Origin of the sequence: Kitasatospora sp. NPDC092039 (assembly GCF_044756065.1) — a bacterium.
Taxonomy (GTDB): Bacteria; Actinomycetota; Actinomycetes; order Streptomycetales; family Streptomycetaceae; genus Kitasatospora.
Window position 1 is genome coordinate 760197 of the sequence record NZ_JBIVSD010000001.1, and the last position, 10969, is coordinate 771165.

The 10969-nt window shown below is 76.0% G+C and carries 12 protein-coding genes; 5 read left to right on the forward strand and 7 right to left on the reverse strand.

The window, feature by feature from the left end:
* Positions 1-73 precede the first annotated feature (73 nt).
* The gene (locus tag ACIQI7_RS03255) at positions 74-826 is read left to right on the forward strand and encodes an SDR family oxidoreductase (RefSeq protein WP_401104477.1); all 753 of its coding nucleotides are present in this window, start codon (positions 74-76) and stop codon (positions 824-826) included.
* Positions 827-868: 42 nt separating this feature from the next.
* On the opposite strand, the gene ACIQI7_RS03260 is transcribed toward ACIQI7_RS03255, so the two are convergent.
* Genes ACIQI7_RS03260 through ACIQI7_RS03270 form a run of 3 tightly spaced genes read right to left on the reverse strand, consistent with a single transcriptional unit; the run spans position 869 to position 3047 of the window.
* Positions 869-1270 carry a pyridoxamine 5'-phosphate oxidase family protein gene (locus ACIQI7_RS03260; RefSeq protein ID WP_387753819.1) on the reverse strand — a complete coding sequence of 134 codons (402 nt, stop codon included), beginning with the start codon at positions 1268-1270 and terminating at the stop codon, positions 869-871.
* A 59-nt stretch (positions 1271-1329) separates the two neighbouring features.
* Positions 1330-1965, reverse strand: coding sequence for an MBL fold metallo-hydrolase (locus ACIQI7_RS03265; RefSeq protein WP_401104480.1), 636 nt, complete (start codon positions 1963-1965; stop codon positions 1330-1332).
* Positions 1962-3047, reverse strand: a complete 1086-nt coding sequence (locus tag ACIQI7_RS03270; protein ID WP_401104483.1) for an S-(hydroxymethyl)mycothiol dehydrogenase — start codon at positions 3045-3047, stop codon at positions 1962-1964. The genes ACIQI7_RS03265 and ACIQI7_RS03270 overlap by 4 nt, the downstream gene beginning before the upstream one ends.
* Before the next feature lie 518 nt (positions 3048-3565).
* On the opposite strand from ACIQI7_RS03270, the gene ACIQI7_RS03275 reads away from it, so the two are divergent.
* The 3 genes from ACIQI7_RS03275 to ACIQI7_RS03285 all read left to right on the forward strand — a co-directional run bounded on the left by ACIQI7_RS03275 (position 3566) and on the right by ACIQI7_RS03285 (position 6404).
* On the forward strand, positions 3566-4780 hold the full coding sequence (locus ACIQI7_RS03275) for a cytochrome P450 (protein ID WP_387753825.1): 1215 nt from the start codon (positions 3566-3568) through the stop codon (positions 4778-4780).
* A complete protein-coding gene (locus ACIQI7_RS03280; RefSeq protein WP_401104486.1) occupies positions 4777-5034 on the forward strand; it encodes a ferredoxin in 258 nt (85 codons plus the stop codon). Before ACIQI7_RS03275 ends, ACIQI7_RS03280 begins: the two co-directional genes overlap by 4 nt.
* A gap of 155 nt (positions 5035-5189) precedes the next feature.
* Positions 5190-6404: an MFS transporter gene (locus ACIQI7_RS03285; protein ID WP_401104488.1), complete on the forward strand. Its 1215-nt coding sequence runs from the start codon at positions 5190-5192 to the stop codon at positions 6402-6404.
* 7 nt (positions 6405-6411) lie between these two features.
* Here ACIQI7_RS03285 and ACIQI7_RS03290 read toward each other — a convergent pair whose 3' ends face one another.
* The 4 genes from ACIQI7_RS03290 to ACIQI7_RS03305 form a co-directional block, all read right to left on the reverse strand.
* On the reverse strand, positions 6412-7332 hold the full coding sequence (locus tag ACIQI7_RS03290; protein ID WP_401104491.1) for a LysR family transcriptional regulator: 921 nt from the start codon (positions 7330-7332) through the stop codon (positions 6412-6414).
* Between the two features lie 9 nt (positions 7333-7341).
* The gene (locus tag ACIQI7_RS03295) at positions 7342-8874 is read right to left on the reverse strand and encodes a phosphotransferase (RefSeq protein WP_401104492.1); all 1533 of its coding nucleotides are present in this window, start codon (positions 8872-8874) and stop codon (positions 7342-7344) included.
* A 110-nt stretch (positions 8875-8984) separates the two neighbouring features.
* A complete protein-coding gene (locus ACIQI7_RS03300; protein WP_401104495.1) occupies positions 8985-9842 on the reverse strand; it encodes a PhzF family phenazine biosynthesis protein in 858 nt (285 codons plus the stop codon).
* Between the two features lie 39 nt (positions 9843-9881).
* On the reverse strand, positions 9882-10019 hold the full coding sequence (locus ACIQI7_RS03305) for a hypothetical protein (RefSeq protein WP_401104498.1): 138 nt from the start codon (positions 10017-10019) through the stop codon (positions 9882-9884).
* A gap of 244 nt (positions 10020-10263) precedes the next feature.
* On the opposite strand from ACIQI7_RS03305, the gene ACIQI7_RS03310 reads away from it, so the two are divergent.
* Entirely contained in the window at positions 10264-10851 is a 588-nt protein-coding gene (locus ACIQI7_RS03310) for a hypothetical protein (RefSeq protein ID WP_401104500.1), read from the forward strand.
* The last annotated feature ends 118 nt before the right edge of the window (positions 10852-10969 follow it).

Here is a 10969-nt window from a genome sequence, read left to right on the forward strand (position 1 = left end):
CGAGGCCCCAGGCCTGGGGCCTGGGGCCTGCGCCGAAGCCCCCGAGTCCGTCACCGAAGAAGCAGGAGGACGCATGCCCCGCACAACGGGAACCGTGCTCGTCACCGGAGCGAGCAGCGGCATCGGAGCGGCCACCGCGCGCCGGCTCGCCGCCCGCGGACACGACCTGGTGCTGATCGCCCGGCGCGAGGACCGCCTGAAGGCGCTGGCCACGGAGCTGTCCGCCGGGCACGGCACCGCAGCCGTGGCGGTGCCCCTCGACCTGGAGCGCACCGACGAGCTGTCCGACGCGCTGACGGAGGTCCTCGCGGCCCTGCCGAGTCCGCTGGCCGGCGCGGTGCTGGCGGCCGGGCACGGCCGCGGCTACGGCCCGGTGCGGGAGGCCGACTGCGCGCCCTGGGAGTCCCAGCTGCGGGTCAACCTGCTGGCCCCGATGGTCGTCACGCGCCGGCTGCTGCCCGAACTGGACGCCACCGGCGGGGACCTGGTCCTGATCGGCTCCCTGTTCGGCACCCGGCCCTCGCCCGGCTACGCGGCCTACGCCGCGACCAAGCACGGCCTGGCGGGCTTCGTCCGCTCGCTCGCCGAGGAGGAACGGCCGGCCGGCGGCTGCCGGATCTGCCTGATCTCCCCCGGCGCCACCAACACCGAGTTCGCCTCGGTGCTCTCCGGGGCCGCGGCCCCGCGCGTCCACGAGGTCGACGACTGGCCGTACCACCCGCTGCTCGCCGAGGACGTGGCGGCCGCCGTCGAGTGGGCGATGAGCCGGCCCGGACACGCCCGGGTCACCGAGCTCACCATCGACCCCACCGACGCCCGGTACTAAGCGGCCCGGCGGCCGGGGCGATCCCGTCCCGCCCGGGCGCTCTCAGGCCCGGCCGAGGACGCGGTCCACGGTGATCTCGATGACCACCCGGTCCGGGTTGACCCGCGGCTCGCGGTAGCGCTCGGCGTAGCGGCGCTCCGCCTCGGCGACCTGCTCGGGCTCGTCGCGGACGACGGCCACGCCCTCCAGGGTCGACCAGCGGGCCCGGTCCACCTGGCAGACCGCGACCCGCAGGCCCTCGGGCCCGGCCTCGGCGACGTTGCGGGCCTTGCGGCTGGTGCGGCTGGTGATCACCCGGGCGGTCCCCGTCTCCGGCTGGTACGTCACCCCGACCGGCACCACGTGCGGCGTGCCGTCCGGGCGGGTGGTGGTCAGCGTGGAGATGTGCCGCTCCCGCCAGAAGGCGAGGAACGGTTCGTCGAGGTCGCGCGGGTCATGGGCCATGACCGGATGGTACGGCCCCCGGGGAACGGTCGTTCCCCGGGGGCCGTACCGGTGGAGCGTCAGTGCCCGCGGGCGATCCACTCCGGCAGGGCCGGGGCCTCGGCGCCGATGGTCGTCGGGTCGCCGTGGCCGGTGCGCACCACGGTCTCGGCCGGGAGCGTCAGCAGCCGCTCGCGGATCGAGTCGACGATCGTCGGGAAGTGCGAGAACGACCGGCCGGTGGCGCCCGGGCCGCCCTGGAACAGGGTGTCGCCGGTGAAGACGGTGCCCAGCGCGGGTGCGTACAGGCAGACCGCGCCCGGCGCGTGGCCCGGGGTGTGCAGCACCGTCAGCTCGGTGCCGGCCACCTCGATCCGCTGGCCGTCGGCCAGTTCGCCGTCCGGCAGCCGCTCGGGGTGGGTGAGCTTCCACAGCGGCAGGTCGTCCGGGTGCAGCAGGATCGGCGCACCGGTGCGGGCGGCGAGCGCCGGGGCCGCGTCGATGTGGTCGTTGTGCGCGTGGGTGGAGACGATCGCCAGCAGCCGGCGCCCGCCGAGCGCGGCCTCGATGGCCTCGGCGTCGTGCGCGGCGTCGATCACCACCGCCTCGTCGTCGTTGCCGACGATCCAGACGTTGTTCTCCACCTCCCAGCTGCCGCCGTCGAGTTCGAAGGTGCCGGCCGTCACCAGCCGGTCGATGCGCGTCCCCTCGCTCACAGGACCACCACCGAACGCAGGACGTCGCCCTGGTGCATCCGCTCGAAGGCCTGCTCCACCTGGTCGAGCTCGATGGTCTCGGTGACGAAGGCGCCGAGGTCCAGGCGGCCCTGGAGGTGGAGGTCGATCAGCATCGGGAAATCCCGCGAGGGCAGGCAGTCGCCGTACCAGGAGGACTTCAGCGCGCCGCCGCGCCCGAAGACGTCGAGCAGCGGCAGCTCCAGCGTCATCTCCGGGGTCGGCACGCCGACCAGGACGACGGTGCCGGCCAGGTCGCGGGCGTAGAAGGCCTGCTTGTAGGTCTCCGGCCGGCCGACCGCCTCGACCACCACGTCGGCGCCGTGGCCGCCGGTCAGCTCGCGGATCGCCTCGACCGGGTCGGTGGTGCGGGAGTTGACGGTGTGGGTGGCGCCCAGCCGGCGGGCGGTCTCCAGCTTGCGGTCGTCGATGTCCACCGCGATGATCTTCGCGGCGCCCGCCAGCCGGGAGCCCATCACGGCCGCGCCGCCGACGCCGCCGCAGCCGATCACCGCGACCGAGTCGCCCCGGCCGACGTTGCCGGTGTTGATCGCCGCGCCGAGGCCCGCCATCACGCCGCAGCCCAGCAGGCCGGCGACGGCCGGCTCGGCGGCCGGGTCCACCTTGGTGCACTGGCCGGCCGCGACCAGGGTCTTCTCGGCGAACGCGCCGATGCCCAGCGCCGGGGACAGCTCGGTGCCGTCCAGCAGCGTCATCCGCTGCTTGGCGTTGTGGGTGTCGAAGCAGTACTGCGGGCGGCCCCGCTCGCACGCGCGGCACTGGCCGCACACCGCGCGCCAGTTGAGGACCACGAAGTCGCCGGGCTCGACCTCGGTGACGCCCTCGCCGACCGACTCCACGATGCCCGCGGCCTCGTGGCCGAGCAGGAACGGGAACTCGTCGTTGATGCCGCCCTCCCGGTAGTGGAGGTCGGTGTGGCAGACGCCGCACGCCTGGATCCGGACCACCGCCTCGCCCGGGCCAGGGTCCGGCACCACGATCGTGGTCACCTCCACGGGCGCGCCCTTGGCGCGCGCGATGACTGCCTTGACCTGCTGGGGCATCCGATTCCACCTCCGTCGGCCGGTGCGGCTCTGCACCGGCGTGACCTGCGACAAAAGACTGCGGGACGTACTGCCCACGAAGCGTATCGCCCGCCCGGGCCGGGCTCCGGCGGGGCGTACCCGCCGAGGGTCCAGCGCGGCCGTACGGATGGGGGCGCGCGGGTGGCGCTGAGCGCCTGTCAGCGCGCCTCGAAGTGCCCGGAAAGCACCGGCGTTGGCTGGAAGTGCCGCAGACGGGCGGCCCGCCGCCCACGTACGGTCGTAGCTGAGACGGTCCACGCGACCACGCTCAGCACACCCGCCCCACCCGTCGGCGCGCGACCGTGCGCCGGCCGCGCCGCGGGCGTACCGACCGTACGCCCCCGCACATTTCGCGCCACCCCCCGTAGGAGCCCGACCGCACCCGGCCCGTGTCGAGCCGCCAGCCGGCCGCACCACCCGTCCCCCTGCACCATCCCCGGATCCACCCCCCGTCGGGCCGCACCCCGCGGCCCACCGCTCTGGAGTCTGGAGTACGGATGTCCACCGAGAACAGTGCGACCAGCGCCGGTACCGCCCCGCTCCCCCCGCTGCACTGCATGCGCCGGCTCGAACCCGGTCCGCCCCGCCTCGCCGCACTGCCCACCGGCACGCCGGTCTGGCTGGTCAGCCGGCACGCCGACGTGCGCCAGGTGCTGACCGACCCGCGGCTGGGCCGCGCCCCGCTCTACGCGCCGGACGCCCCGCCGATCACGGTCACGCCCAACATCCTGGACGACCCGCAGGGAATGCTGAACATCGACGGCACCGAGCACCAGCGGCTGCGCCGCACCGTGCAGCGGGCCTTCACCCCGCGCGCGATCGAACGCTGGCGGCCCTGGGTGGCCTCGGTGGTCGAGTCGCTGATCGACGAGCTGATCGACCACGGCTCCCCCGCCGACATCATCGCCGGCTACTCCCGCCCGCTGCCGGTGGCGGTGATCAGCCGGCTGATGGGCCTGGACAACCTGGACGGCAACCGGCTCGCGCACTGGAGCGACCACGCGCTCTCCATCACCGCCCACAGCGCCGACGAGATCGTCACCGCGATGACCGAGTTCGCCGCCTTCGGCGCCGAGGTGATCGCCGAGCGCCGCGCCGCCCCCGGCGAGGACCTGGTGAGCAGTCTGCTCGCGGCCGCCGCCGAGGACGGCTCGATCACCGAGGGCCAGCTGGTCGCGCTGGTCATCGGCCTGGTCGTGGCCGGGCACGAGACCACCATGACCAGCCTCGGCAACGCCCTGGTCTACCTGCTCCAGGACGGCCGCGAGGCCTGGCAGCGGCTCGCGGCCGACGAGGCCGGCGCCGCCGCCGCGACCGAGCAGCTGCTGCGCGCCGTCCCGCTCGGCGACGCCCAGGAGCACATGCCCGGACTGATGCGCCGCACCGTCGAGGACGTCGAGATCGGCGGCGTGGTCATCCCGGCCGGCAGCGTGGTCGCCGCCGACGCCGCCGCCGCCAACCACGACCCGTCGGTCTTCACCCAGGACCTGCGCACCGAGCTGTTCTCCCCGCTGGCCGCGCCCACGCTCACCTTCGGCGCCGGGCCGCACCACTGCCTGGGCGCCTGGCTGGCCCGGATGGAGCTGGAGCTCGCCCTGCACCGGCTGGCCCGCCGGCTGCCCGCCCTGCGGCTGGCCGACCCGGTCGAGCTGATCGACTGGCGGCGCGGTCTGCTCACCCGCAGCCCGAACGCCCTGCGGGTGGTCTGGTGACGGGCCGCGCCGACACCGAGCCGGTGCTCGTCCGGGTCGACCGGGACCGCTGCATCGGCTCGGGGATGTGCGCCCGCAGCGCCCCCGACTCGCTGGCCCTGGGCGCCGACGGGCTGGCCGCACCGCTGGCCGGGTACGCGGACGGCGGCGCGGAGTTGACGGACGGGCTGAGCGAGGCGGTGGACTTCTGCCCGGTGGAGGCGCTCAGCCTGCACTCGGCCCGCGGCGGCTACCGGATCGACCCCGCGGAGTGAGTCCGCCCCGGTGGCGCCCGCCCGCTCCGACGACGACGGCGGCGGCGGGCGCCACCGGGAACCTCCGGCAGGCCGACTGATCGATGAGCCCGGCTAATGGGTCGATGAGTTCATCGATCTTGTTCGGCCCTTTCGCCGGCTGGTGAGCTGGCCGCATGACGAACGCCGAAACCCTTGCCCCACCGGCCGGTTCACCCACCGGCCAGCGCTGGTCGCCGGTCCTCGCCGTCGCGCTCGCCACCTTCACCGTGGTGTCCTCCGAGATGATGCCGGTCGGCCTGCTCACCCCGATGTCCCGCAGCCTCGGGGTCACCGACGGGGTCACCGGCCTCTCCCTCACCATCACCGGCCTGATCGCCGCCGTCCTCTCCCCCTTCGCCCCGCTGCTCGTCGGCCGGCGCGACCGCCGGACCGTCCTGGTCGCCTTCATGCTGCTGCTCGCCCTGGCCGACGCGGTGACCGCGCTGGCACCGGACTTCGCCGTCCTGGCCGCCGGACGCGTCCTGCTCGGCGTCGCCATGGGCATCGTCTGGGGCCTCGCCGTCGGCATCGGTCCGCGCCTCGCCGACGGTCCGCGGATCGCGCTCGCCATGACACTGATCTTCTCCGGCATCTCCATCGCCTCCGTCCTCGGCGTCCCGCTGGGCACCTACCTGGCGGCCCTGCTCGACTGGCGCGCCGCGTTCTGGGCGCTCGCCCTGCTCGGTGCCGGGTCCGCCGCCGTGCTCGCCGCCACGCTGCCCGCGCTGCCCGCGCACGAGCGCGGACGGCTCGGCGGACTGGCCGGCGCGCTGCGCCACCGGGGCGTCGCCGCCGGGATCGCGATCACCGGCTTCGTCGTGCTCGGCCACTTCGCCGGCTACACCTACGTCCGCCCGGTCCTGGAAGCCGAGGCGGGCCTCGGCGGCGGCGTGCTCGCCGCCTGCCTGCTGGTGTACGGACTCGCGGGCGTCGCCGGGAACTTCACCCTCGGCCCGCTGTCCGGGCGCCGCCCGAAGACGGCCGTCGCCCTCGCCCTCAGCGGCGTCGCCCTGGCCGCCGCCCTGCTCGCGTACGCCACCGGCGTGGTCGCCGTGCTGCTCGTCCTGGTCGTCTGGGGCGCCTCGTACGGCGGGGTTTCGGTCTCCACCCAGACCTGGGTCCGCACCGCCGCCCCGGCCCGGTTCGAGGCCTCGGCGGCGGTCTGGGCGGGCGTGTTCAACGCGAGCATCGCGCTCGGCTCCTTCGCCGGCGGCCTGGTCGTCGACCGGGCCGGGAACCACGCGGTCCTGTTCACCGCGGCCGGGCTGGCGGCCGTCGGGCTGCTGCTCGCCCTGCTCACCCGGCCGCGCGAGCGGCGGCCCGGCCGGGAGGGCGGGCAGCCGGTGTAGCCCGGGCTCAGTCGACGTGCCCGGCCAGCAGTTCGACGAACTCCGCCGCCAGCCGGTGCGGCCGCCGCTCGTTCCGGACCACCTCCAGCGCGGTCGGCTCCAGCTCGGGCACCGGCAGGAAGCGGATGTCCGGCCGCTGGACGTACGTCGTGCTGCGCCCGCACAGCAGCAGCCCCTGGCCGGTGCTGGCCACCATCGACAGTCCCTCCTGGATGGTGGCCGCACCCGCCGCGTAGCACAGCTCCCGCCCGTCCGGTGTCCGCCGGGGCGCGTTCACCCGCCGCCAGTACTCGGGCGCCGGGCCGCACGGCTCGATCAGCGGCAGCGCGGCCAGCTCCTCGGCGCTCACCCCGTCCGCCCCGCCGAGGCGCCGCGCCGCGGAGAACGCCACGTACACCGGCTGGCGGGAGAACTCCAACAGCACCTCCAGCCCCGGCTCACGGCACGGGGCGAGCACGATGGCCAGGTCGATCTCACCCCGGGCGAGGTGCGAGAACGGGTCCGCCCACGGCAGTTCGACCAGCCGCGCCGTACCCTCCGGCAGGCTCGCGATCACCCGGGCCACCGGCTCGTACACCGCGCACTGGAAGCCCAGCCGCAGCGGCCGGGCGGTGGCCGCCCCGGCCCGGGCGGCCTCGTACCCCTCGCGCAGCCGCTCGAAGGCGGGCACCACCTGCTCGGCCAGCGCCCGTCCCAGCGCGGTCAACTCCACGCGGCGGCTGGTCCGTCGGAACACCGGGGCGCCGACCCGGCTCTCCAGCCGCTTGATCAGCTGGGACACCCGCCCCTGCGAGACGCCGAGGCGCTCCGCCGTCCGCCCGAAGTGCAACTGGTGGACGAGGACGGAGAAGCACTCCAGCTCCTGCAACGGCAGCTCGGGCAGGACGGCTGTCCCGGAGGCTCCGGGAGCCGGCGTCGGTCGTTCCACCCCGGCAGTCTACGCCCGCCCGGCCTGCCGGTCCGCGGGCCGGCAGGCCAGCAGGGCGCGCAGCTCGGCGGCCGGATCGCCCTCGTGGTACGGGCGTTCGCTCGGCTCGATGTGGTCCAGGAACTCCTGGTACCGCAGGGCGTAGGACAGGTGGTAGAGCGGCTCGGCGAGTTCGAGGGCGCGCCCCGGGTCGGAGCCGGGAGCGTGCCGCCGCCAGGCCTCCGTCCAGACCCGGGCGTGGTGCTGCCAGGCCTCCTCGCCGAGGTAGGCGCGCGGACGCAAACCGTCCAGGGCCGGGTGGCCGAGACAGGAGTCGCTGTAGTCGACGACCACCGTGCCCGCGCCGTCGGAGCGCCAGTTGCCGGGGTGGAAGTCGCCGTGCAGCAGCGTCTCCGGCAGGCCGCAGGCGGCGAGCCGGTCCAGCAGCCCGGGCAGTTCGGCGGCGAAGCCGGCCAGCCGCTCCAGCTCCTCGGGCGTCAGGTCGGTCTCCTCGGCGAGCCGGTCCAGTCGCGCCGTCAGCTGGGCCGCCAGGGCGCGGGGGGTGCGGTCGCGCAGGCGGGCCAGGTCGGCCGGGCGGTCGGCGAGCGCCGCCTGGGCGGCGACGAGCCGGGGGACGACCTCGGCGACGGTCCCGGCGGACGGGCTCCAGCAGTCCTCGCCGGGGACGTGGTCGAGCAGCAGCCGCCCCGTCGGGGCGTCGGCGGCGAGGACGGTGGGGACGAGCCGGGGGGCGACGCCGCCGAACAGCGCGATGACCTCGCCCTCCTGGGCGTTGAACGCGGGCGTCGTGGTCTTCAGCCAGGCGTCGGCCCCGGTGGAGGTGGGCAGACGGAAGAGGCCGGAGAGGTTCCACGTCCGGATCTGCCGCGCGGGCGCGGCCGACGGGCGTCCGGCGGCCGCGAGTTCCGCCTCCGCCCAGGCCAGCGCCTCCCGCAGCCCGACGGGCGTGGCCCAGGCGGCCCGGTGCTCCGCGGGGCCGAGCAGCGCGGCCGTCCCGCCGTCCGGGGCCCCGGGCTCGATCCCGGTCGGCCGGCGCAGCGCCTCGGCGTGGTAGCGCACCCGCCCGCCGTGGCCGGGCTCCCCGCTCCGGCCCTCGACCAGCCGCGCCACCAGCACCGGCACCCCGGCCGCTTCCGTCGCCCGGGCGACCACCTCGTCCACGGAGGACCACCAGCCGAGTTCCACCTCGAAGGGGCCCAGCTGCCCGAAGTACTCGTCGCCGTACGTCAGATCGACCGTCACGGTCCGGTTGCTCGCTCGCTGCATCGGAGCAGCTTCGCCCACCAGGGCGGACGGGCGCGACCGATTTTCCGCGCCCGCCGACCGGAGGGCCGCGGCCCGCGCCCGTTCGCGCTCCGCCTCCGCCTCCGCCGCGGCCCGCGCCCGGTCGGACGCGAAGACGAGCCGGAGGGCCGACTCGTCCAGGGCGTCCGCCGTTTCCTCCCGCCAACCGGCGAGGCGGCCCGGGTCGCTGCCGTCGGGTCTGCGCGCCCGCACCGAACGCAGTTGCCGGAGCGACCGCTTGAGCGCGGGGTCGAGCACGGGAGCTTCTTCCGGAGACGGCCCGCACCGAAGGGTACGGCGCCGATCCCCCGGGGGGCGAGGGCGAGCAGGTCCTGCGGCCGCCCCCGCCCTGAGGCCCGGAGGCGGCGCTAGCCGATGGCCACCGCCGTGCCGGAGACCCGCACCCGGGCGTCCCCGGCCCGCAGTTCGACCCGCAGCAGGCCCGGACGGCCCAGGTCGTCGCCCTGGTGGAGCGTCAGCACCGCCGGGGCCGCCACCGCGCCGAGGTCCCGCAGGTACGCGCCGAAGGCGGCCGCGGCGGCGCCGGTGGCCGGGTCCTCGACCACGCCACCGACCGGGAACGGGTCGCGGACGTGGAAGACCTCGGGAGCCTCCCGCCAGGCGAGTTGCAGGGTGGTCAGGTCGCGGGCGCGCATGTGGTCGGCGAGGCCGTCGAAGTCGTAGTCGAGCCGGGCCAGCCGCTCGCGGGTGGCGACCGCCAGGACGAGGTGCCGGGCGCCGGCGTAGGCGAGCCGGGGCGGCAGGGCCGGGTCGAGGTCCGCGGCGGACCAGCCGAGCAGGGCGAGCGCCTCCGCCACGTCGGCCGCCGGCACCTCCTCGACCTTCGGCTCGACGCTGGTGAGGGTGGCGCGCAGCAGTCCGTCGGCGCCGCGCTCGACCTCGACCGGGACGTCCCCGGCCGCGGTCGCGAAGACGTACTGCCCGGGGCCGGTGCGCTCGGCCAGGGCGACGGCGGAGCCGACCGTCGCGTGGCCGCAGAACGGCACCTCGGCGAGCGGGCTGAAGTACCGTACACGGTAGGCCCCTTCGGCCGGTCCGGGGGTGAGGAAGGCGGTCTCGGAGTACCCGACCTCGGCGGCGACGGCGAGCATCCGCTCGTCGGTCAGCCCGGTGGCGTCGAGCACCACGCCTGCCGGGTTGCCGCCCTCGGGGCGGGTGGCGAAGGCGGCGTAGCGGAGGATCTCGGGAGCGGCGTCGTCGGTCATGCCCGGAGGAACGCGCGCGCGGCGATCACTGTTCCCCGCTCACCGTGGCACCGCCTCCGGGAAGTCCGAGCCGAGCGTGGCGCCGCACGCCAGGTCGAACTCGTAGCGCGTGTACCGCCCGCGCCGCCGGGTCGTGAGCAGGCCGGCCCGGCGCAGCACGGCCAGGTGCCGGGACACCTCGGGGGCGCTGGGCTGGACGGCGCTGGTGGCGGCCGTCGCCCCGCCGCACCTGCTGGGACGGGCCCAGCCCGCCGGGAGGTGTCGTCGGGGGTGGGCCGGGCGGCCGCGCCGGCCGTGCCGGCGGCGTTGCCGGCGGCCGGGCCGGGGGCGCCGGCGGTGCTGCGGCTGGGACCGGAGCGCTGACGGGCCGCCCGCCGACGGCCCGACGCGGCGGGCGTGCGCCGGTGGGATGATCGTCCGCATGGCCCTGACCCCGTACCAGCGGCACCTTCGCGACCGGATCACAGCCGCCGGGGTGGCCTCCCCGCCGGAGCCGTGGCGGCCGGTCGGCCAGGGGCTGATCGCCGTCGGCGGGCTGCTCGGCATCGGTTTCGCCGTCCACCCGGAGAGCGGCCACGACGTGGTGCTGACGGTCTCGCACAGCGGCCACGGCCTGTTCGACGCGGTGACCGGCCGCAAGCTGGCCCGCGACCGCGAGCCCGCCGAGGACCCGGACGGCCCGGACCTCGCCTGTCCCGGTCTCGGCCAGGTCGCTGACGTGCGCGTCCCGGTGGCGGGGATGTGGGGCGGGGGGCTGCACACCTCCGCCGAGGGCGGCTGGCACGTCGAGGTGGTCGCCCCGGAGTGGCCGCACCACCGGGTGCTGCTCGCCACCGGGCGGGGGCCGTGGCAGGGCGAGCCCGGCGAGAGCTGGTGGCCGGTCCTCGACGCCGACCGGTCCACCTTCCGCGCGGCCGGCTTCTCGCCGACCGGCCGCACCCTCGCGGTGGCCACCAGCAGCGACTTCGCGCTCTGGACCCGCGACGAGGGCCCGCCGCTCGTGCCTTAGCCCTTCCGGATCAGCGGTGTCTTAGAGGGCGTTTGATCTCGTGAGTTCCATGATGTCGGGTTCAGGTGCCTCGCCAGGTGGGTGTTGATTCGCCGGTGAGACGGCGGGTCATGTTGTC